The sequence below is a fragment of the Rhabdothermincola salaria genome, assembly GCF_021246445.1.
Lineage (GTDB): Bacteria > Actinomycetota > Acidimicrobiia > Acidimicrobiales > Acidimicrobilacustridaceae > Rhabdothermincola_A > Rhabdothermincola_A salaria.
The window spans coordinates 692,797-713,441 of record NZ_JAJQXW010000001.1 but is presented as its reverse complement, the minus strand read 5'-3'; the positions used below and the strand labels follow the sequence as shown (position 1 = coordinate 713,441).

General features: G+C 71.7%; 19 protein-coding genes. 7 read left to right on the top strand and 12 right to left on the bottom strand.

The annotated features are described in order from the left end of the window. Window positions 1–55 precede the first annotated feature (55 nt). The 3 genes from pepE to LUW87_RS03270 form a co-directional block, all read right to left on the bottom strand. Entirely contained in the window at window positions 56–799 is a 744-nt protein-coding gene (pepE, locus tag LUW87_RS03280) for a dipeptidase PepE (protein ID WP_232669641.1), read from the bottom strand. 113 nt (window positions 800–912) lie between these two features. Next, a complete protein-coding gene (locus LUW87_RS03275; protein ID WP_232669640.1) occupies window positions 913–2,040 on the bottom strand; it encodes a site-2 protease family protein in 1,128 nt (375 codons plus the stop codon). A gap of 123 nt (window positions 2,041–2,163) precedes the next feature. Then, window positions 2,164–2,385, bottom strand: a complete 222-nt coding sequence (locus LUW87_RS03270) for a hypothetical protein (RefSeq protein WP_232669639.1) — start codon at window positions 2,383–2,385, stop codon at window positions 2,164–2,166. Window positions 2,386–2,540: 155 nt separating this feature from the next. Between LUW87_RS03270 and LUW87_RS03265 the strand changes: the two genes are divergently transcribed. The 3 genes from LUW87_RS03265 to LUW87_RS03255 all read left to right on the top strand — a co-directional run bounded on the left by LUW87_RS03265 (window position 2,541) and on the right by LUW87_RS03255 (window position 5,053). Then, window positions 2,541–3,236, top strand: coding sequence for a mycothiol-dependent nitroreductase Rv2466c family protein (locus LUW87_RS03265; RefSeq protein ID WP_232669638.1), 696 nt, complete (start codon window positions 2,541–2,543; stop codon window positions 3,234–3,236). Continuing rightward, on the top strand, window positions 3,236–4,057 hold the full coding sequence (locus tag LUW87_RS03260; RefSeq protein ID WP_232669637.1) for a maleylpyruvate isomerase family mycothiol-dependent enzyme: 822 nt from the start codon (window positions 3,236–3,238) through the stop codon (window positions 4,055–4,057). The genes LUW87_RS03265 and LUW87_RS03260 overlap by 1 nt, the downstream gene beginning before the upstream one ends. 210 nt (window positions 4,058–4,267) lie before the next feature. Beyond that, a complete protein-coding gene (locus LUW87_RS03255; protein ID WP_232670875.1) occupies window positions 4,268–5,053 on the top strand; it encodes a thioesterase family protein in 786 nt (261 codons plus the stop codon). 44 nt (window positions 5,054–5,097) lie between these two features. Here LUW87_RS03255 and LUW87_RS03250 read toward each other — a convergent pair whose 3' ends face one another. The 4 genes from LUW87_RS03250 to LUW87_RS03235 all read right to left on the bottom strand — a co-directional run bounded on the left by LUW87_RS03250 (window position 5,098) and on the right by LUW87_RS03235 (window position 9,616). Then, window positions 5,098–5,631, bottom strand: a complete 534-nt coding sequence (locus tag LUW87_RS03250; RefSeq protein WP_232670874.1) for a TetR/AcrR family transcriptional regulator — start codon at window positions 5,629–5,631, stop codon at window positions 5,098–5,100. 159 nt (window positions 5,632–5,790) lie between these two features. Next, a complete protein-coding gene (locus LUW87_RS19035; RefSeq protein WP_232669636.1) occupies window positions 5,791–7,719 on the bottom strand; it encodes a hypothetical protein in 1,929 nt (642 codons plus the stop codon). Between the two features lie 363 nt (window positions 7,720–8,082). Continuing rightward, window positions 8,083–9,330 carry a cytochrome P450 gene (locus LUW87_RS03240; protein ID WP_232669635.1) on the bottom strand — a complete coding sequence of 416 codons (1,248 nt, stop codon included), beginning with the start codon at window positions 9,328–9,330 and terminating at the stop codon, window positions 8,083–8,085. 49 nt (window positions 9,331–9,379) lie between these two features. Then, the gene (locus tag LUW87_RS03235) at window positions 9,380–9,616 is read right to left on the bottom strand and encodes a hypothetical protein (RefSeq protein WP_232669634.1); all 237 of its coding nucleotides are present in this window, start codon (window positions 9,614–9,616) and stop codon (window positions 9,380–9,382) included. Between the two features lie 177 nt (window positions 9,617–9,793). On the opposite strand from LUW87_RS03235, the gene gtfA reads away from it, so the two are divergent. The 3 genes from gtfA to LUW87_RS03220 all read left to right on the top strand — a co-directional run bounded on the left by gtfA (window position 9,794) and on the right by LUW87_RS03220 (window position 12,973). Next, window positions 9,794–11,281, top strand: a complete 1,488-nt coding sequence (gene gtfA, locus LUW87_RS03230; protein ID WP_232669633.1) for a sucrose phosphorylase — start codon at window positions 9,794–9,796, stop codon at window positions 11,279–11,281. A 91-nt stretch (window positions 11,282–11,372) separates the two neighbouring features. After that, window positions 11,373–12,533 carry a thiolase C-terminal domain-containing protein gene (locus LUW87_RS03225; protein ID WP_232669632.1) on the top strand — a complete coding sequence of 387 codons (1,161 nt, stop codon included), beginning with the start codon at window positions 11,373–11,375 and terminating at the stop codon, window positions 12,531–12,533. A gap of 8 nt (window positions 12,534–12,541) precedes the next feature. Continuing rightward, complete coding sequence (locus LUW87_RS03220; RefSeq protein WP_232669631.1) at window positions 12,542–12,973, top strand: Zn-ribbon domain-containing OB-fold protein; 432 nt, start codon at window positions 12,542–12,544, stop codon at window positions 12,971–12,973. 53 nt (window positions 12,974–13,026) lie between these two features. Here LUW87_RS03220 and LUW87_RS03215 read toward each other — a convergent pair whose 3' ends face one another. The 5 genes from LUW87_RS03215 to LUW87_RS03195 all read right to left on the bottom strand — a co-directional run bounded on the left by LUW87_RS03215 (window position 13,027) and on the right by LUW87_RS03195 (window position 19,554). After that, entirely contained in the window at window positions 13,027–13,824 is a 798-nt protein-coding gene (locus tag LUW87_RS03215; RefSeq protein WP_232669630.1) for a hypothetical protein, read from the bottom strand. After that, window positions 13,821–14,996, bottom strand: a complete 1,176-nt coding sequence (locus LUW87_RS03210; RefSeq protein ID WP_232669629.1) for an ATP-binding cassette domain-containing protein — start codon at window positions 14,994–14,996, stop codon at window positions 13,821–13,823. The genes LUW87_RS03215 and LUW87_RS03210 overlap by 4 nt, the downstream gene beginning before the upstream one ends. A 166-nt stretch (window positions 14,997–15,162) precedes the next feature. Continuing rightward, on the bottom strand, window positions 15,163–15,909 hold the full coding sequence (locus LUW87_RS03205) for a hypothetical protein (RefSeq protein WP_232669628.1): 747 nt from the start codon (window positions 15,907–15,909) through the stop codon (window positions 15,163–15,165). Beyond that, a complete protein-coding gene (locus LUW87_RS03200; protein WP_232669627.1) occupies window positions 15,906–16,856 on the bottom strand; it encodes an ABC transporter ATP-binding protein in 951 nt (316 codons plus the stop codon). Before LUW87_RS03200 ends, LUW87_RS03205 begins: the two co-directional genes overlap by 4 nt. A 79-nt stretch (window positions 16,857–16,935) precedes the next feature. Then, entirely contained in the window at window positions 16,936–19,554 is a 2,619-nt protein-coding gene (locus LUW87_RS03195) for a polysaccharide deacetylase family protein (RefSeq protein WP_232669626.1), read from the bottom strand. Window positions 19,555–19,708: 154 nt separating this feature from the next. Between LUW87_RS03195 and LUW87_RS03190 the strand changes: the two genes are divergently transcribed. Then, window positions 19,709–20,551, top strand: coding sequence for a PPK2 family polyphosphate kinase (locus tag LUW87_RS03190; RefSeq protein ID WP_232669625.1), 843 nt, complete (start codon window positions 19,709–19,711; stop codon window positions 20,549–20,551). Window positions 20,552–20,645 lie beyond the last annotated feature (94 nt).

The following is a 20,645-nucleotide window of genomic DNA, read 5'->3' as shown; positions in this document are numbered from 1 at the left end:
TCCGGCGGTGTGGCCGGGTGTCAGCGAGAGGTCCCAAATGAGTCGGTTGGACGGCTCACGATACCGCAGGATCGGCCCATGGCCGCCGTCCGCCACCGAAGACGGGCGTCAGATCGAGCAGGTGCGAGACGTCGAGGCCATCGGCGAAGTGGTCGCACCCCTGGCGCCGGAACAACCTGGCGGGCCCCTCGACCCAGGCCCCGTCGCCGGCCACCCGGAGCCAGGACCCCTCGTACATGGCCAGCACCGGGCAGTCGTTCTCCTCGAGGAACTCCTCGATGCGCTCGTCGCGGGTCTCGCCCATGAACGTCGACTCGGGGTCCGGGTCGACGTAGTGCAGGTTGATCTGGAACGGCAGCAGGCCCAGGGCGGTGAACGACGGGGGCTGGCAGATGGGCATGTCGTTGGTCGTGGCGATCGTGGGGGCGGCGACGTTGGTCCCGGCGGAGGCGCCCATGTACCCGGCGGCACCGCGGCGGACCCGGTCCGCCAGGGCGTCGACGACGCCCAGGCCGTACAGCGTGTCGAGCAGGCGGAAGGAGTTGCCGCCTCCCATCATCACCACGTCCGCGTCGAGGATGGCCCGGGCCGGGTCCTCGGCACGATGGGCCGAGTCGGCCCGCAGTCCCATCGACCGCAGCGCGCCGAGTGCCCTCGAGGCGTAGTCGTCCCAGTCGGCGAGAGCGAAGGGGACGAAGGTGACGGCGCGGTCGCGCACCAGGGCACGCATCGCCTCTGCCGCGTGGGCGTACATCTGCCCGCCGTGGTTCGTGGAGTTCGACAGCAGGAGGAGGTCCACGATCACCGATCCGCCGTGTCGTGCGGTGAGACCCGGCCCGGCCACCCTAACCAGCGACGGCTCGGAGCGGTCCCGACCGACGTCGACAGCCCGTCAGGGACGGGGATGGGCTGTCAGCTCGACATGAGCGAGCGGCGCTGCAGGCACGACACCACGTCGGTGCGTGACACCAGCCCGACCACGCGGCCCTGGTCCACGACCACCAGTCGGCCCACCGGGGAGGCCGACAGCGTGGCCAGCTGGTCGGCGAGGGATGCGCCCGGAGGGGCCTGGGGCACCTCTGCGGCGGGGAAGCCGGCATCGAGGACCCGCGTGCTGCTCCGCTCCTCGGCCGGGACACGACGCACGGTGTCGAGGGTGGCCAGTCCGAGCAGGCGGTCGTCGTCGTCGACGACGGGATAGGCCGACCAGCGGTGGGTCAGCACGTGCTCGTCCACCAGGCGGTCGACCGTGAGGTCCGCCGGTACGCACGCCACCGGCGCGGACATGACCTCGTCCACGGTCACGTCCTCGAGCAGCCGGCGTTGTTCCACCCCGGTGGCCTCCGCCTGCCCCATGCTCACCACGAACCACCCGAGGAGCATGAACCAGACCCCTTGGAACACCGCGCCGAGGAACACGACCATGACCCCGAGCCCGACGAGGCCGAAACCGAAGGCCCGACCCACCGCCGCCGCCGAGCGGGTGGCCTGGAGCCGGTCGCCGTGGCGGGCCCAGAGCAGGGCCCGCACCACCCTCCCGCCGTCGAGGGGGAACGCCGGGGCCAGGTTGAACAACCCCAGCACGACGTTGATGGTGGCCAGCCACACGACGGTGGTGACCACCAGGTCGCCGGCGCCCAGCGCGGCCAGGCCGGCGGCGGTGGCGAAGAAGGCGACGCCGAGCACCAGGCTGGTGGCCGGGCCGGCGATGGCGATGCGTAGCTCGTCGCGAGCGCGGGAGGCGTCGCCCCCCAGCTTCGACACGCCGCCGAGCGCCCACAGGGTGATGCCCTCCACGGGGAGGCCCTTGGCTCGGGCCACGAGGGCGTGGGCCATCTCGTGGGCCAGCAGCGAGCCCAGGAACACGGCCGTGGCCAGGAGTCCGGCCACCCAGTAGAGCCCGGTGGCGTGACCCGGCGCCGCCTCGGGGAGCACCCCCGCCGCCAGACCGAAGGCCAGGATCCACCCGATGATCAAGACGCTCCAGTTGGCCCCCACACGGATGCCGGCGAGCCGGCCGAAACTCACGGTCTCGCGCATCGGGCCACCTCCTGCGCCATCGCGACGAAGCGCCGAGGAACATCTCCTCGATCTGCGTCTACCCGGTCACGGGTCGCCCCACCCCCCGGAGGCCTGTGACATCGGTCCGGATCGGCCAGGGCGTCAGTCCGGGGGTGGGGTCGTCTCCTCGGAGGTGCGGTGCTCGACCCGCGTGCCCGGGGCGGCGTCTCGGTCCTCTGTTCGCTCGTCGCCCTCGGCCAGGATCGCCGCCGCCTGCGCCTCGGGGTCGTCGCTGCCGGCGCGCTCCTCCTCGGGGAGCAGGTGGGACCTCTCGACCACCCGGTCGAGGTCGCGAGCCGTCTCGTCGTCGCTTGGATCGTCCATGGTGCAGACCTACCCCGACCTGGCGTGGTCCATCGACCTGACCCACCGAGCCCGGGCCACCACGGCGCACCGGTCGCAGCTGGTCGCGGCGGCACCCGGTGTCCACCACCCGGATGCCCGCTGCTCGTCGGACGGCAGGGCGGTACGGTCGCGCGGTGGCCGACTCCGAGCCCGAACCCGCCGCCCCCACGTCGGTCGACTTCCACTTCGACGTGATGTGCCCGTACGCCTACCAGACGTCGCTCTGGATGCGCGAGGTGCGCGACCGGGCGGGGGTCGAGGTCCGCTGGCGGTTCTTCAGCCTGGAGGAGGTCAACCGGGTCGAGGGCAAGAAGCACCCGTGGGAGCGGCCGTGGTCCTACGGGTGGTCGATGATGCGCATCGGCGCCCACCTGCGCCGCATCGATCCCGACCTGCTCGACCGCTGGTACGCCACCGCCGGCCGGGCACTGCACGTCGAGGGCCGCAAGCCCCACCGGCCCGAGGTGGCCGAGGCGCTGCTCACCGAGATGGGCCTCGACCCCTCGTGGGTGGCCGCCGCGATCGCGGACCCCACGACCGGTGACGAGGTGCGTCGCGAGCACGAGGCCGTCGTGGCCCTCGGAGGGTGGGGGGTGCCCACCCTCGTGTTCGGCAGGGACCAGGCCCTGTTCGGTCCGGTGCTGATCGACCCGCCTACGGGCGACGCGGCGGTACGCCTCTGGCACAGCGTGACCGCCTGGATCGAGTTCCCCCACGTGTACGAGTTGCAGCGCCCCAAGGGGCCCGACGACATCGCCGCCATCGGCGCCGCCTTCCGTCCCTACCTCGAGGCCCGTGACTGGGTCACCATCCGAAACGAGACGCCCTGATGCCCACCATCGTCGACCACGACGCCATCGTCGCCCTGCTCGAGAGCACCTGGGCCGCCATCGACGAGCTCTACACGGGCCTCGACGACGTCGACTACGACCGGCCCACGTGCTGCCCGGGGTGGACGGTGCGCGACCAGTTGGCCCACATCGCCGCCACCGAGCTCAGCCTGTCCGGTGAAGCGGTGCCCGAGGTCGATGTGGGCGGCGTGGCGCACGTCCGCAACGAGATCGGGGGGATGAACGAGCGGTGGGTGGCGTCGATGCGGGCCCTGTCGGGCGGTGAGGTCCTCGACGTGTTCCGGCGGGCGACCGCCCAGCGGCTCGAGACCCTGAAGGGAATGACCCAGGCCGACTTCGACGCTCCCTCGTGGACGCCGGCCGGCCCCGACGAGACCTACGGGCGGTTCATGCGCATCCGCCACTACGACAGCTTCACCCACGAGCACGACACCCGCGAGGCGGTGGGCGCAGCGGACAGGGATGACCCTGCTGCGGTCGCCTCCTGCCTCGACGAGACGGCCACCGCCCTCGGCTTCGTGGTCGGCCGCCGGGCGGGGATCCCCGAGGGCCAGCGGGTGCGGATCGAGCTCACCGGGCCCGCCGCTCGCACCTACTCGGTGGAGGTCACCGACCGGGCTCGCCTCGTCGACGGCTTCGACGGCGAGGCGACCGTGGGGCTGACGATGCCATCGCCGCTCTTCCTCCGGCTCACCGCCGGTCGCCGTGACGCCGGTCCCCACGTGGGCCGAGAGATCGTGCTGTCGGGTGACGACGAGCTGGCCCGGCGACTGGCCACCAACCTGGCCTTCACCATCTGAGCTGGTCGAGGCCGAGCGGGGCGCGACAGGCCTCGCACGGTCTGCGCGCTGCGGACGACCGTGACCCTGCCATCTGCCGTCCCCGCTGAGGTGTCCCAACGGAGTGGCGGGGCGCCGCTCACGGGGTGGTCGTCCGGGGTCGTCGACGTCGCTCGCCACGCCACATGGCGGGGTGCCCGGGCCGACGAGTAGGAAGGCGGGGTGGAGGCCATGTTCATCCCCGACGGCGACGACGCAGTCGTCGCCACCGTGCTCACCCAGGGTCCGTGGGACCCCAACGCCCAGTACGGCGGCACACCCGCCGCCCTGCTCACGTGGGCGGTCGAGCGGGTCCCGACGCTGGTTCCTATGCGCATCGCCCGCCTCACCGTCGACATGCACCGTCCGGTGCCCCTCGGTCGCCTCGGCGTCGGCACCGAGATCGTGCGCGAGGGCAAGCGCCTCCAGATCGTGGTGGCCACCATCACCGCCGACGGAGCCGAGGTGGCCCGGGCCACCGCGCTGCGCTTTCGCACCGGCCCCGGTCCCGACACCTGGAGTGACCCGGACCAGGCCCCCATCACCGCTCCGCCGTTCGGGGCGGTGCGACCCCAGCGGGTGCAGTTCGAGGGCCGCAACGGCTTCACCGGTGCGCTCGAGGTGAGAGAGGCCGGCGACCGGAGCCCGGGCACCAGTTGGTACCGCGCCACCCGACCGGTGATCGCCGGGGAGGAGGCCTCACCGACGGTGCGCCTGGCCTGGGCATCGGACTTCACCGCCAACAGCGCCAACCACCTCGATCTCGCCCGTTGGTCGGCCATCAACGCCGATCTGACCATCAGCCTGGCCCGCGCGCCGCGGGGCGAGTGGACCGGGGTGGCCACCCGCTCCTGGTACGGCACCGACGGCATCGGTCTCTCCCGCGCCGACCTGTTCGACCGCGACGGGTTCGTGGGCACGTGCACCGCCGCCCTGCTGGTGGACGAGGTCGCCGCCCCCTACAACGACCCGAGCTGAGCGACCTCCCAGCCGACCACCGGCGGGCGGGGAGTGAAGTCGGATCAGTCGCGGTCCCGGCGCAACAGGACGAGCAGCGTGCGGGCGAGGTCAGCCACCAGCACGTCTGGTTCGAGGCCATGCTCCTCGCGAAGGAGGTGATAGGTCTCGAACGAGCAGAGAACGTCGGCTGCGCCGAGCACCCGACGGGCGTCGTGCGGGCCCATCGCCTCGAGCTCTTCGGAGAACAGTGTGCGGATCTGCTCACGTCGTGCGGCGTTGATCTCGGCGAGCTTGGCCGCCACCAGGGGTCGGCGGTGGGCCACGGCACGGGCAGCCCGGGCGGCCGGCGCCAGCAGCTCGTACTGGCGTACCCGGCCGTCCACGAGCTGGGCGACCCGGACCTCGACGGGATCGTCGGCCGCGACGTCGACGGCGAGCAAGGGGTACACGAGCGACGCTTGCCGTTCGATGACGGCCGCGGCCAGGTCCTCGACGTCGTCGAAGTATCGAAACAGCGAGCGCACCGAGACCCCGGCCCGCTCGGCGATCGCGGCTGCGGTGGGGGTGTACTGGCCGTCGGAGTACAGCGACATCATGGCGTCCACGACGGCTCGGCGGTTCGCCGCCCGACGCGCCCGACGACCGTCGACGGATGCCGGTTCCTCATCTGACGGGATCGGGCCCGTTGGAGTGGTCGACATCGGCGTCAGGTCGCTCGGTGGCCGGACGGGACGAACCCGACGCTACAGGGAGGCCTACTCTTGCGGCCCGCTCCGGTCCTGCTGGGGTCCTCCGGTGACCACGCAGTTGCGCATGACGACGCCTGCGGTGCAGATGCTCGAACCGGTGCCGCCGTCGATGACGTCGTTCCCTCCCCCACCGTTGATGATGTTGTTGCCGCTGACGCCGGCGAGGCAATCGTCGCCCGCGCCCCCGATGAGGAGGTCATCGCCGTCGTAGCCGACGATGAGGTCGCGGTCTCTTGTGCCGATGAGGCGATCAGCGGTGGCTGCGCCAGGTGTGCCGAGGATGACGTTGTCGAACGTCATCGAGTCGCATTCGGCCGGCACCGGCAACCGGTTCTGGACCGTGCAGATCAGGTCCTCACCACCGCTGAGGTCCAGGCTCGTGCTGGAACCGGCACCGAGGGCGTGGCCGGCGCTCGCCGTGTGGATGGCACCGGTGTCGTGGTCACGGCAGGTGATCGAGATCTCGTAGTAGCGCAGGTCGGCGTCGCTGCCCTCGACCTCGCCGATCAGGCGTGTGCCGGGGTCGACCACGTGACGACCCGTGGTGCCGCCGTCGCCGACGTCGGCGGCCAGCGTCTCACCGTCGATCTGGAGATCGAAGACGCCGGGGGCGATGCTCGGCACCACGGCCTTGCGGATCTCGATGACCGGCCGGGGTACCAGGTCGAACGGTTCGACCTCGATGGAGGCGAAGCCATCGAGCTGGAACGATCCGTCGAACAGCGTGGTGGGGCCGCCCGAGCCCAACGGGAAGCCCTGCTGGTAGACGGGACCCACATTGGTGCTGGTGCCCGGCCACAGCGTCAAGCACTCGCCGGCGAAGCACACCCGCCGCCGATCGGTCCCGAGCGTGAACGACAGCGCCTTGAGCTCCATGTTGCCGGAGGTGACGCTGTGCGTGTGGTTCGACATGCTCGCCGACGCCATCGCCACCGTCGGATGGAGCGAGAGCACCTTGCTGCCGACCTGAGGGGTGACCAACCTCAGCGTGTCGCCGACGGCGAGCGTGGCCGACGTGCCCGTGCCCTGCTCGAGGACGTCGCCGGTCTCGGGCGCGACGACCTCGTAGTCGAGCTGGTCCCCCCAGGTCAGGGTGACCTCGACGTCGGGGTCGAGGACGAGGTCCTGGCGCATGGTCTCCAACGCCGTGACGATGGCGTTGAAGGTGGTCCAGCCGATGCTCGCGCCGCGATAGCTGACGGTGTTCAGGTTGGGTACCGCCCAGAGCGGGGCGCCCACCCCGCGGAAGGCCCAGGTGACCCCGCTCACCGGGATCACTGCGTACAGATCGGTGCCGCTGGCGGACAGCGTCCCGTCGGCGCCGAGCTGGGTGGTCAGGTCGACGGTCGGGTTCATCAGGTACGGCGCGCCGTCGCAGCGACCGCTGTCGTACTGGTCCATGCCCAGCGTGATCATGGTGGCGACGCCGAGGAGGGTGTCGAAACATCCGACCCGCAGCTGGTCGCCCTCCAGTCGCACGATGTGGCCGCCGTCACCGCCTTGGAGCTCGAACAGCTCGCGGTTGTCGCAATCGATGAAGCACAGACGGGCATCGGCCGCGGCGCTCGCCTGGAAGTCCCCGGTCCAGGCGATGCTGCCGAGGTCCGGGAACTGGCCGCTGATGCGCGCGTCGTCCTCGTCGACGGTCATCGCCGTCGCGATCTCCACGGTGTCGCCCGGGTCGAAGGAGTTGTCGGCGGGAGCCGTGAACTCGACGGTCACCGGGTACGTGACGTCGATGGTGCCCTCCGCGCCGAAGCTCCCGAGCTCGAGGCCCATGCCCATCTCGCCCTGCACCGACGCGTCGACCTCCAGCCCGAAGCGGCCGCACTCCCGCCCGATGCCGTCGACTCCCACGCATTCCCGCGTGGTGCCGCCGAACCCCTCGCTCTCGTCCCATTCCAGGTCGAACCACTCGATCGTCCGCGTCGGCACGGAGGCACCGCCCCACATCGGTTGATCGGTGGTGGCCAGTGTCGATGAGCGACGGACCGTCTTCGTCGCAGGCTCTTCGGTGGGGTCCGCACTGACCGTGTCCGCCGACGCATCAGCGGAGCGGATGGGGACGGAGGCCACCGGCACCACGAGCAGGACCACTCCGAACACCGCAGCCAGCGCTCTTGATCGCACAACCTCTCCTCACCTGTCGCCCACGCCTGTCCTGCCGAACAGCAGGGCGGACGCTAAACAGTTGGCACGCTCGATGTCAATAGTTTCCCCGCATGGTGGGGCGGGCGGTTCCGCCCTGGCCAGCCTGGGCGCGAACCGTTGGGCGAGCACACGCTCGGGGGCCCACGCTCAGCGGGCGACCGCCACCACCGGGTAGTGCAGCCACCCGGCGAACTGGTTCGAACGGAGACGGACCGGCTCGCCTGCCGCTTCGAAGTGGTCCACGGTGCGAAACAGCTCTCCGAGGACCAGGCGCAGGTCGAGGCGGGCCAGCTGGGCGCCGATGCAGAAGTGAGGGCCACCGCCTCCGAAGGCCACGTGGTCGTTGGGGTTCCGGTGGCCGTCGAAGCGGTCCGGGTCATCGAAGCGGCGTTCGTCGCGGTTGGCCGACGCGTATGACAACAGCACCTTGTCACCGGCGCGGATCGTGCGTCCGTGGCGCTCGTGGTCCTCGGTGGCGGTCCGGCGGAACGACATCACCGGCCCCCGCCATCGCAGGAGCTCCTCCACGACGGAGGCGGGACAGTCGGCGCCGGCCCACTCGTCGAAGAGGGACGGGTCCTCGATCCAGCTGTTGACCGCCTCGGTCATGACATGAGCTGTGGTGCTGAGACCCCCGACCAGCACCGCCGGGAAGAACGCCGCCAGGCCCAGGTCGTCGAGGCGGTGGCGCTCGCCGTCCTCCTCGATCTCGGCGTTCACCAGATCGACGACGACCCCCGTGTGCGCCTCCGGGTCGGACCGGACCCTGGCGATCAGGTCGGCCGCGTAGGCGAACATGGCCTGCTGGACCTCGGGACGGGGGGCCAGGTCCGGGTTCACCTCCGGGTCCTGGAAGTCGGCGAGTGCCCGGGTGATCTCCAGCAACGAGGGCCAGTCGGCCTCGGGCACCCCGAAGAGGGTGGCGACCATCTGGAACGAGAGCGCCTCGGCAGTCGCGACGAAGTCGTGGGGTCGACCGTCGCACAGCTCGTCGACGAGCCGGGCACACGTCGCCTCGATGAGCGGGGTGAGCCGCCGGACGTGCCCGGGCGTGAACGCCGAACTCACCAGCTTGCGGTACCGCGTGTGCTCGGGTGGGTCCTGGTTCACGAAGATGAGTCGGCGCAGCGCCAACTCGTCGTCGCTGCGGGCCTCCTCGATGGACGAGCCCTTGGCCGCGTTGGAATAGCGACGCCAGTCCCGGTTGGCGTCCACCACATCGTCGTACCGGCTGAGCACCCAGTACCCGGGCCCGTCGACCTCGTCGTGCCAGGCGACCGGTTCGTGGTCGCGCAACCATCGGAGGTAGTCCCGGGGCACACCGTCGAGGTAGAGACCCGGATCGATCAGGTCCAGACGCTGCGTCGCCGGTCCCCCACCCCTGCTGTCGTCCATGGCTGCCCCCGAGATCCGCTGTCCGCTGGGGGTCAGGGTAGGCGTGGCGTCACCGCAGCAGCAGGCTCACCACGCCGAGGGCGTACAGCACGAGGATGCCGATGCCTTCGAAGCCGATGCCGCGCTTGCCCCGATGGACCAGGCCGGCCCCGAGGACGGCGGTGAGCAGCACGGTCAGCGCCAGCAGGAAGGCGGTCTGGGCGTCGATGGCGTGGTACACGCTGCCGCCGCGGTAGAGGACGTCGGCGACGGCGACGAACAAGATGTCGAAGGTGTTGCCACCCACGATGTCGCCGACGGCGAGGAGCGCTCGCGCCGGGACGTCGGTTCCCGCATGCCGGGTCCTCCTGGTGGTCCGCTACGAACGGCTGCTACCCAGCGGGCCGTGCATCATGTTCCCCTCCCCCCCGCACCCGGTCGAGCCCTCCGAGGCGGCGCGCCCGGCGGTAGCGTCGCCGACGAGATGCGGAACGAACCACAGCTGATCGCCTATGCGGACCGCTTCGGTGGGGACCTCGCCGGGCTGGGGTCGTTGCTCGACGGGCCGCTGGCGGGCGCGTTCGGGGGTGTGCACGTCCTGCCCTTCTTCCACCCGATCGACGGGGCCGACGCCGGGTTCGACCCGATCGACCACACCACGGTCGATGCCCGTCTGGGCACCTGGGACGACGTGGCCGCCCTCGGTGCCGACCGTGAGCTGGTGGCCGACCTGATCGTCAACCACGTGTCGGCCCGCTCCCCCCAGTTCCTCGACTGGGCCGCCCGGGGGGAGTCGTCGCCCTACGACGGCATGTTCCTGACGTACGAGTCGGTGTACCCCGAGGGGGCCACCGAGGCCGACCTGCTGGCCACCTACCGGCCCCGCCCGGGCATGAGCTTCTCGGTCAAGGGGGTCGCCGGCGAGCGTCGCCTGGTCTGGACGACCTTCACGTCCGAGCAGGTCGACGTCGACGTCGGGCACCCGGCCACCCGTGAGTACCTCCACGCCATCCTCGACCGCTTCGCGGCCTGCGGGGTGGGCCTGGTCCGCCTCGACGCCGTGGGCTATGCCGTCAAGGGCCCCGGAACCTCGTCGTTCATGATCCCCGAGACGTTCGTCTTCATCGACCAGCTGGCCGACGCGTGCCGCGCTCGTGGCCTCGAGATGCTCGTCGAGGTCCACGGCCACCACCGGACCCAGATCGACATCGCCGGCCACGTCGACTGGGTCTACGACTTCGCCCTCCCCCCGCTGGTGCTCGACGCGCTGTTCCGTGGCAGCAACGAAGGGCTCGTGCGATGGCTCTCCGTTCGTCCCACCAACGCCGTGACGGTGCTTGACACCCACGACGGGATCGGGGTCATCGACGTCGGTCGTGACCAGTCCGACCACTCCCGCCCCGGCCTGTTGACCCAGGAGCAGATCGACGGGCTCGTGGAGGAGATCCACCGGCGCAGCGGTGGAGCCAGCCGGCTGGCCACCGGCGAGGCAGCCGACAACCTCGACGTGTACCAGGTCAACTGCAGCTTCTACGACGCCTTGGGTCGCGACGACGCCCGCTACCTGGCCGCCCGGCTGATCCAGGTGCTCGTGCCCGGGGTGCCGCAGATCTACTACGTCGGCGCCCTGGCCGGGACCAACGACATGGAGCTGCTGGCCCACACCGGCGTGGGACGCGACATCAACCGCCACCACTACACCGACGCCGAGATCACCGCCGCGGTCGAGCGCCCGGTGGTGCAGCGCCTCCTCGCCCTGCTGCGCTGGCGGCGCGGGGCCGCCGCCCTGTTCGAACAGGGCGCCTTCTCGGTGGAGCCGGGCGCCGACCACGAGCTGATCCTGGCGTGGCGAGGTGACGACTCGGTCGTGGCCACGATCGACCTGCGCACCGGCACGGTGGCGCTGGAGCTGACCGAGGCCGGCTCGACCAGGACCGTCACCGACGTCGCCGACCTGTCGCGACCCGGTTGACCTCGCGAGTTGTCGACTGCAGCCTCGTTGGGTTCAGATGACCGGGGATCGAGACGGTGGGACCCACCGCCGTCGTGTGGGGAGGACGACCGTGAGCCTGGCTGATCGGTGCGCGATCGTCGGCGTGGGCAACACCGCCTACACCCGGGGCACCGACCGGTCGACGCTCGAGCTGCACCTCGAGGCCTCGCTGCGGGCCCTCGCCGACGCCGGGCTGTCGACCGACGACGTCGACGCCGTCCTGCCCAGCGCCACGGCCGGGCGCCACGCCGAGGAGTTCGCCATGAACCTCGGCCTGCGGAACCTGCGCTTCTCCACGACGGTGCACATGGGCGGAGCCAGCCTGATCGCGTCGGTCCAGAACGCCTGCATGGCCATCACCTCCGGCGTCGCCTCGTGCGTGCTCATCCCGGCCGGGCGGCGCGGCTACTCGGGTGAGCGCGTCTCGACGGGCCGGTCGGTCCCCGAAGGCGTGATGGACTCCACCACCGAGTTCGAACGCCCCTACGGAAACGTGGCCGCCGTGCAGTGGTTCGCCCAGGCGGCCATGCGCCACATGCACGAGTTCGGCTCGACCAGCGAGCAGCTGGGACATGTGGCGGTGAACAGCCGGGCCAACGCCAACCTGAACCCGCAGGCGCTCATGCACGGTCGGCCCATGACGATGGCCGACCACCAGTCGTCGCGGATGATCTCGACGCCGTTCCGTCTCTTCGACTGCTCGCTCGAGTCCGACGGCGCCGGCGCCGTGGTCGTCACCAGCGTCGAACGGGCCCGGGATCTCGATGCCGTGGCGGTGCTCATCGGCGGGGTGGGCGAGGCGCACTCGTACCCGTCGACGTCGTTGACCCAGAAGCCGGACCTGGCCCGGGTGGGCAGCCTCACCGAGGCGTCGGCCCGGGCCTTCACCATGGCGGGGATCACCGTCGACGAGCTCGACTGCCTGCAGATCCACGAGGGGTTCACCTGGTACGTGCTCGCCGCGCTCGAGGCCATTGGCGCGGTCGGGCCCGGCGAGGCCGGTCCGTTCGTCGAAGAGGGCCACATCGCCCTCGGGGGGCGGCTGCCGGTGAACACCCACGGCGGGTCGCTGTCGGAGGCCCACGCATCAGGCATCAACCACGTGATCGAGGCCGTGCGCCAGCTGCGGGGCACGGTGGAGCCGGCTCGCCAGGTGGCCGAGTGCCGCCACGTCGGTGTGGTGGTGGAGGGCAACTTCTTCGAGGGCTCGACCCTGGTGCTGCGGAGGTGAGCGAACCCATGGACCAGCTGACGGCCAGGCCCCGACCGACGCCCAGCGTCTTCTCCGAGGGCTTCTGGGCGGCCGCCCGCCAGCATCGCCTCGTCGTGCAGCGTTGCGACGGTTGCGGCCTGCTGCGGCACTATCCCCAGCCGATGTGCCCCGAGTGTCATGACGACTCGTGGACGTGGACGCCGCTGTCGGGCCGCGGGACGATCTACACGTTCACGGTGACCCACCAGGCGTTCCATCCGGCGTGGGCCGACCGGGTGCCCTTCGCCGTCGTCACGATCGAGCTCGAGGAAGGCGTGCGGATGGTCACCGACCTCCCACCCGACGACGTCGACCACGTGGCCATCGGCGCGCCGGTCGAGTGCTGGTTCGAGGACCACGAGCTCGCCGACGGCACCACGTTCACCTTCCCGCGCTTCCGTCTGGCCGCCACGGCCTGAGCCCGCCCGGCCTGAGCTCGCATGGCCTGAGCTCGCATGGCCTGCCCTCGCACCTACTGCTCGCGGTGCTCGGCCCTCCAGGCGGCCACACGGACCAGCAGGACCGTCAACAGGACCGTGACGACGGCGGACCCGATGTAGTCCGACGCCGGTGCCCCTTCGAGGAGGTCGCCGATGGCCGCCAGCAGCTCGCTGGGCAGCCACCTCGAGACCGCCGGCACGAGCGACACGATGGGGAGCACCAACAGCACGGCGAGGCTGGCGAACACGGTGCCGGCGATGCTGCGGACGAAGCCGGCCATCGCCGCCACGACGCCCACCGCGAACGCGAGGTAGAGCGATCCGAGCAGGGTGCCGAGCACCATGGCCCCGACCGGCAGGCCCCCCAGGAGCGGCACCGTCATCGCCCAGGCGAGGCCCGTGCCCACCCACAGCGCCGCCACCGACGTCACGGTGGCGACCACGTAGCGGGGCACGAGCAGGGTTCCGACGCGGGCGACCTTGGTGCGCAGGAAGGCGGCGAACTCCCGGTGGGCGTCGAGCGCCAGCGCACTGGCCGACAGCACGATCACGGCCAACAGCCCGATCTGGCCGCCGTTGCTGACGAACTGCATGATGCCGTCGACCGGTCGGGGGTCGCCGGCGGTGACCGCGACCTCGCTCCCACCGAAGTTGGAGATGATCTCCTCGAGGTACCGCGCCAGCAGCGGCCCGGTGACGCCGAAGAAGGCGTAGACGCCGACCACGAGCATCCAACGGTGGGTCCGGAGCGTGCGCAGCACCTCCAGTCGCCACAGGGTCATGGGACGGGGGCGACGGGGCTCGGCGACGGGGCGCCCGGCGGTGGTCATGACGTGAGCTCCAGGAACGCGCTCTCCAGGTCGGTGGCCGGTGTGAACGAGACGAGCGGAGCCCGACAGGCGGCCAGCAACCCGGGGACGTCCTTCTCGGCGGTGATGGCATCGCTGACCACCATGCGGATCCGCCCCGGCGCGTACTCGTGGACCTCCTCGGCCCACTCCTGGGCGCCCAGCATCGTGGCGAGGTCATCCGCCGGTGGTCGGACCTGCAGGAGGTAGGAGGTGGACGTGCGGGCGAGGAGGTCGGAGAGCGGCCCCTGGAAGAGCAGGCGGCCCCGGTCGATGACCCCGACCGTGTCGCACACCTGCTGCACGTCGGAGAGGATGTGCGTCGACAGCAGCACGGTCTTGGTGTGGGCCAGGCGGCCGACCAGGTCGAGCACCTCGCGACGACCGGCGGGGTCGAGGGCCGAGGACGGCTCGTCGAGCACGACCAGATCCGGGTCGCCGACCAGGCAGCCGGCCAGACCCAGGCGCTGCAGCATGCCCCGGGAGAAGCCGCCGCAACGCCGGTCCACGGCATCGCCGAGCCCGACATCGCCGAGCACCTGGTCCACCCGCTCCGCGGGTGCCTCCGGGGCGGTGAGGTGGCGGGCGAGGTCGACGACCTCGCGGGCGGTGAGCCACGGTTCGAAGAGGGGGGTGTCGACCAGCAGCCCCATGCGCTGACGGGTGGTGGCGAGCTCCACCTCTCCCGAGGTGGGGCGACGGAGCCCGGCGAGCACCGAGAGCATGGTCGTCTTGCCGGACCCGTTGGGGCCGATCAGACCGTAGGTGCTGCCGGTGGGAACGCAGAGGTCGACGCGGTCCAGGGCGGCCGTGTCGCCATAGATCTTGCTCAGTCCCTCCGTGCGCACCATCGCCGGGCGGGTGGGGTCGAGGCCTGCTCCTGGTGCCGGGCGCTGGGAGGCTGCCGCACGGATCGGGCGGGCCGCCGTCGCGGACGGCGGTGGCGGCACGGTCTGCGGTCCGGCCTCCTCCCCCGCCGGCACCCGCCCGACCAGGAACCAGGCGATCGGGCCGACCGGGAACGAGACGAGCACGATGATCAGCGCCCAGGCCCACTTGGGCAGGTAGCGGGCGTCGTGGCGGGCCAGATCGACGAGGCACACCCCGACGAGCACCACGAAGACGGCGACGACGACCCACAGCACGTCCGACACAGTCACTCACGGTAGGGATCCCGGCGCGGGCCCGACAGGGCCGTCGGTCCCCCCGGGGCCAGGCCCTCTCACCGGACTCGACCCCCGCGTCGGGGCCAACCCCTCCCGACGGCGATCCGTGCCGGTGGGTCGCCGCGACCCTCGCACCGAGAGGGGGCGGGTGCGCTCAGACCACGTCGCGCCGGCGGACCGCCAGGATCGCCAGCGCGGCCGGCACGGCGGCCCAGCCACAGATGGCGGCCGCGGCCGAGGCGATGCCGACCTCGGTCGTGACGCCGGACAGGACCGACGCGAGCGTGGCCGGCATCCACGACGCCGTGCCGCTGGCGAGCTGCACGACGAGCGGCGGCGCCACCAGCAGGACGAGCACGGCACCGGTGACGGCGCCGCCGGTGTTGCGCACCAGGGTCCCGATCCCGGCGCCGAGGACGGCCCCGGCCGCACCGCACAGCGTCGACGCGGCGAGCACCTGGGCCACCCCGTCGGCGGGGATGAGGAACCCGAAGTCGGTGGTGGGCAGGGCGAGCGTCATGCCGAGGATCGTCAGGGCGGCACCGAGCAGCCCGAGCAGGGCCCCACCGAGGCCGACGGCGGCGAACTGGGCGAGCACGGCGCGGTGGCGGCGGGGAGCGGCGAGGAAGGTGTGGATCACCGTGCCGTGGCCGTACTCCCGGGCGACGGCGATGGCTCCGAAGAGGCCGGCGAGCATGGTGGCGTTGGCCGCGAAGGCGACCAGGGAGCGTTGGTCGGCCGCCGTCGAGACGAACGCCTTGGAGCCGTCGGCGTCGGTGCCGAAGGCGACCGCCACCGCGTTGATGCCGGCGAGGACGACGAGCACGGCGACGAAGGCGAGTGGCATCGCCGTCGTGGTGAGCTTGCGCAGCTCCGATCGGAACAGGCCGGTCATCGTCATGCCGGTCGGCTCGGGTCGCCCGGCTCGCTGGTGGGCGTCGTGGTGGTCCAGGCGAGGAAGCGCTCCTCGAGCGATCCGACGTGCGTCGACAGCTCGTGGAGGACCACCCCGCACCGGTGGGCGCACTCGCCGACCGCATCGATCGACAGCCCTCGCACGAGCAGGCGATCCGAGGCCTCGAGGGTCTCCTCGACCATCACGTCGGGGCCGACCCGGCGCAGCGCAGCGGCCAGGATCTCCGTCGACGGGGTCCGCACGACGATCTCCGCGTGTTGCAGCTCGGCGAGCGAGGCGCTGGCGACCAGCCGTCCCGCCGCGATGACGACGAGGTCGTCGGCGAGGAGCTCCATCTCGGCGAGCAGGTGGCTCGAGACGAGCACCGTCCGTCCTCGGTCGGCGTAGCCGCGCAGGAGGTCGCGCATCGTGTGGATCCCCTGTGGGTCGAGTCCGTTGGCGGGCTCGTCCAGGACCAGGACCGCCGGATCGCCGAGCAGGGCGCCGGCCACGCCGAGGCGTTGGCGCATGCCGAGCGAGTAGGCGCCGACCCGCTTGTCGGCCGCGGCGGTGAGCTCGACCGTCTCGAGGACCTCGTGCACCCGCGAGGCCGGGAGCCCGGCGGCGTCGCAGAGGACCCGGAGGTGGTTGCGGCCGCTGCGGCCCGGGTGGAAGGCGTTGGCTTCGAGGAGGGCGCCCACGGTGCGCACCGGTGCGTCGAGGTCGGCGTAGCGACGACCGCCGATCGTGGCCCGACCTCGGGTCGGTGCGGCCAGTCCGAGGATCATGCGCATCGCCGTGGACTTGCCGGCACCGTTCGGCCCGAGGAACCCGGTGACCCGCCCGGGTCGCACGCTGAACGTCAGGTCGTCGACCACGCTCGCGTCGCCGTAGCGCTTGGTGAGGTTCTCCACCTCGATGGCCACGCCGGCTGCGCCCTGCTCCTCGCTCATGGACCACTCCCGTCGTCGGAGCTGCGGTGGCCGAGGACAAGCTAGTCGGCCCACCCGCCGCACCGAGGGAACGGGCCGCTCAGCAGACGGGCTCGAAGCGCCAACCCTCGTCGGTGAGCCGGTCGAGCGCGGCGTCGAGGCCGGAGACGGTCTGGCTGCGGAGCTCATCGCCGCCGTCGTGCAGCAGGACGACCGCGCCGTCCTCGGCGCCGGCGACGATGCGATCGGCGATCACGTCGGCGCCCGGCAGCCTCCAGTCCTCGGTGTCGACGGACCAGAGCACCACCTCGTACCCGAGTGCGGCCGCCCGGTCGCGAACGGTGTCGTCCACCGCTCCGTAGGGCGGGCGAAGGCACTGGGTGCCGTGCGGGCTGATGGCTGCCTCGGCGGTTTCGACCTGGTAGGTGAACTCCTCGAGGTCGACCTCCGTCAGCCGCACGTGGTCGTAGGTCTGGTTGCCGAGGGTGTGGCCCAGGGCCGCGATCTCGTCGACGAGCCCCGGCTGCTGCTCCGCGGCGCTGCCGATCGGGAAGAAGGTGGCGGCGGCGCCGTACCGGTCGAGCACGTCGAGGACCTCGGGCGTCCAGGTGGGATGGGGCCCGTCGTCGAACGTCAGGTGGATGACGCCCGGCGCCGACGCGACCGTCAGGGTGGCGCAGCCGAAGGCGGTGGGCACCTCGCCGGCGTCGGCGGGTAGCGCCGTGACGCAGATCTCGTGGGGTCCGGGAGCGAGGCCACGGCGAACTCCGAACCCGTGGTTGGGGCCGAACATCGTGGCGGAGGCCACGTCGGGACGGTAGCCGTCGGCGAGCAACCTCTCGGGGACGCCGTCGATGCTCACCTGCACCTCGATCGGCGTGGTGGGCCAGTCCGGGTCGGCGGCCCACCCCGCGACGAGGACAGCGTCGCCGTCGAGGCGCAGGACGTCGAGCACGCCCACGGGGCGCTCGCCCACGACGGTGACGGTGCGGCACCCGAGGAGGACGTTCGGCTCACCGGGCTGCACGGCGATGGCGTAGGCGCACACGTCGTGGCGTCCGACATCGAGACCGAACCGAGCGTCGAACCCATGGTCACGGCCGACGCCGTAGGCCCGGTCGACGTCCGACCGAGCCCGGTCGGCGGTGGTGACGGCGACGCCACGACCGTTGGCGTAGACGTGGACCGGCAGGGCCTCGTCGGGCACCTCGGCGTCCACCGCCCAACCCTGGACCCGGACGGTCTCGTCGCCGACGGTGCGTACGACGTCGAGGGCACCGGTGGGCTCGTCGCCGAGCACCGCGGCGCTGGCGCAGCCCAGCAGCTGGTTGCTCTCGCCCCTCTGCGCGGCGATGGCGTAGGCGCAGGCTGTGTGGCCCCCGGCGGGCACGTCGACGGTCAGGCTGAACCCGTGGAAGCCTCCGAACGGGGTGCCCGCCTGGAGGTCGGAGCGGTACTCGTCGGCGCGCACGGCGTATCCGACACCGTCGACGTAGACGTGGACGTCGAGGGCGCGTTCAGGCAGGTCGGGGTCCGCGGCCCAGCCCCGGATCCGGAGCGCGGTGCCCTGGGGGCGAACCTCGTCGAGGCTGCCGACCGGCTCGGCGGTGGAGACCTCCACGGTGCGACAGCCCAGGAGGCGGTTGGCGTCGCCGGGGCGGTCGTTGATGGCGTAGGCGCAGACCTCGTGGGTCCCCTGCCCGAGCACGAGGGTGGCGCGGAATCCGTGGTTGGGTCCGAACGGCGTCTGCTCGGCCACGTCGGGGCGGTGGTCGTCCGCCCGCACGATGGCGGCCCCCTGGCCGTCGACGTAGAGGTGCACGTCGATCGGCCCGGTGGGGACGTCGGGATCGGCGGCCCAGCCCGCCACCGTGACGCGTGTCCCGTCCACGCTCACGCGGTCGAGGAAGCCCACGGGGCAGCGGCTCGGGGCGTCGGGATCCTGCAGGTCGATGACGTCCTGGGCGCACCGGAGCCGGTCCACACCGACGTACACGTACTGCCACGGCTCGGGCACGGGTCCGATGTCCGTGGCCCCCTCGGGGTAGCTCGGGATGAACCCGTGGATCTTGGCGTTGGCGTGGTTGTCGGCGGCGAGCCAGGCCTGGGCAGCGCTGCCCTCGAAGGCGCCGAGCCCGCTTCCCGGCACCGTGACGTCCACGGCGTGGCCCGAGTGGTGGTGGGAGAAGCCGGGCACCGAGTGGAGTCGGAGCACCTCACGGATGGCCGCATCGGCGGACCCGATGGCGATCTCGGACGTGGTGTAGGGCCGGCCGATCCGCTGTCGCCCCTCCGCGCGCAGCTCGGCGAGGAAGATCTCCCGTTGCTCGTCGACGCTGCGGAACTCGGAGACGGCCACCAACGGGTTGCCGGCGGCCCAGGCGGCGGCGGCCAGGCGATCGAAGGGGGCGGCGGCCGCCGGCTGCACCAAAACGCCACCGGTGGCGGTGAGGGGCACCGACGCGACGGGTCGCAGCTGGTAGCCGGCGAGGCGGGCGAGGTCCACGATGCGATCGTCGGCCCCAGGCACGCCCGTGATGCGCGGCGCCGCCGTCAGCGGTCGGGTGCCCGGCAGGTCGAGCTGGTCGTAGAAGGCGACGAACTCGTCGGCCGTGAAGTCGGGCAGACCGCTGGTCTGAGCCGCCGCGGGGCGGGACCAGCCCACGAGGGCGACCAGGCCCAGCAGGAGCACGGTTCGGACCAGGGCACGTGCCGTCATGGGGCGGCGCCTACCCGCGTACGGGCGGTCCCATGCAGGAGGGCGCCACCGTCGGGGACCCATGCCGATCCGTCGGCGCGGTGAGACGCCCGGCGCGTCGGCGCAGGGGACTGGGGTGCACCGGGCGGGTAGGTCGGGGCTCCGAGGAGGTCAGATGCCCGACCCACGCCAGATCCACCAGGAGTTCCGCGCCCGCCCCGCCGACGGGACCGTCAACCTCGCCGGCTACGACGCCGGCTCGACGCCTCTCGTCGACTCCAAGTCGACGGCGAAGGACCAGCTGAAGTCAGAGCTTCGCGATCGGCTCTTCCACGCCCACGAGCTGCTGTTCGCATCCGAGACCCGGCAGGTGCTCCTGGTCCTCCAGGGGTTGGACTGCTCGGGGAAGAACGGGACGATCAAGCACGTGATCACCGCAGTCAACCCGGTCGGAGTGCGGACCGCATCGTTCACGAAGCCGACGGACGAAGAGCTCGAGCACGACTTCCTCTGGCGGCACCGGCGCGCCCTGCCCGAGCGCGGTCGGCTCGGCGTGTTCGATCGGTCCCACTACGAGGACGTGATCGTCCCCATGGCCACGAGGTCGCTCCAACCCGACGAGATCGCCGGGCGGATCGCCGACATCAACGCCTTCGAACGCGAGCTCGCCGACGACGGCACCGTGGTGGTGAAGTGCATGCTGCACATCTCCTTCGACGAGCAACGCGAACGGTTCTTGCGGCGCCTCCGGCGCGACGACAAGCGGTGGAAGTTCTCGCCCACGGACATGGACACCCGCCGTCAGTGGAACGAGTTCCAGGCGGCCTACGGCGATGCCATCGGCCAGACGTGCACCGATCACGCGCCCTGGTTCATCATCCCCTCGGACCACAAGTGGTACCGCAACTGGGCCATCGCCTCGCTGCTGGTCGAGACCCTCGAGTCGATGGGGCTCGCCTACCCGGATCCTGACCTCGACCTCGACGACCTGCGAGCCAGGCTCCAGCCGCCCAACTGACGTCAGCTACCGCCGTCCGCCCGACCGGCGCAGGACTCCAGCGGGCGTCGCGCCGGCCCCTCGATCCATGGCAGGCGGTTGCCACAGAGAGGGG

What these genes read in the sequence shown, in the direction of transcription:
- LUW87_RS03275 (WP_232669640.1), bottom strand. Translation starts at nt 2,040, where the DNA reads ATGCGCGAGACCGTGAGTTTCGGCCGGCTCGCCGGCATCCGTGTGGGG.
- LUW87_RS03270 (WP_232669639.1), bottom strand. Translation starts at nt 2,385, where the DNA reads ATGGACGATCCAAGCGACGACGAGACGGCTCGCGACCTCGACCGGGTG.
- LUW87_RS03260 (WP_232669637.1), top strand. Translation starts at nt 3,236, where the DNA reads ATGCCCACCATCGTCGACCACGACGCCATCGTCGCCCTGCTCGAGAGC.
- LUW87_RS03255 (WP_232670875.1), top strand. Translation starts at nt 4,268, where the DNA reads ATGTTCATCCCCGACGGCGACGACGCAGTCGTCGCCACCGTGCTCACC.
- LUW87_RS03250 (WP_232670874.1), bottom strand. Translation starts at nt 5,631, where the DNA reads ATGATGTCGCTGTACTCCGACGGCCAGTACACCCCCACCGCAGCCGCG.
- LUW87_RS03240 (WP_232669635.1), bottom strand. Translation starts at nt 9,330, where the DNA reads ATGGACGACAGCAGGGGTGGGGGACCGGCGACGCAGCGTCTGGACCTG.
- gtfA (WP_232669633.1), top strand. Translation starts at nt 9,794, where the DNA reads ATGCGGAACGAACCACAGCTGATCGCCTATGCGGACCGCTTCGGTGGG.
- LUW87_RS03220 (WP_232669631.1), top strand. Translation starts at nt 12,542, where the DNA reads ATGGACCAGCTGACGGCCAGGCCCCGACCGACGCCCAGCGTCTTCTCC.
- LUW87_RS03215 (WP_232669630.1), bottom strand. Translation starts at nt 13,824, where the DNA reads ATGACCACCGCCGGGCGCCCCGTCGCCGAGCCCCGTCGCCCCCGTCCC.
- LUW87_RS03205 (WP_232669628.1), bottom strand. Translation starts at nt 15,909, where the DNA reads ATGACGATGACCGGCCTGTTCCGATCGGAGCTGCGCAAGCTCACCACG.
- LUW87_RS03200 (WP_232669627.1), bottom strand. Translation starts at nt 16,856, where the DNA reads ATGAGCGAGGAGCAGGGCGCAGCCGGCGTGGCCATCGAGGTGGAGAAC.
- LUW87_RS03195 (WP_232669626.1), bottom strand. Translation starts at nt 19,554, where the DNA reads ATGACGGCACGTGCCCTGGTCCGAACCGTGCTCCTGCTGGGCCTGGTC.
- LUW87_RS03190 (WP_232669625.1), top strand. Translation starts at nt 19,709, where the DNA reads ATGCCCGACCCACGCCAGATCCACCAGGAGTTCCGCGCCCGCCCCGCC.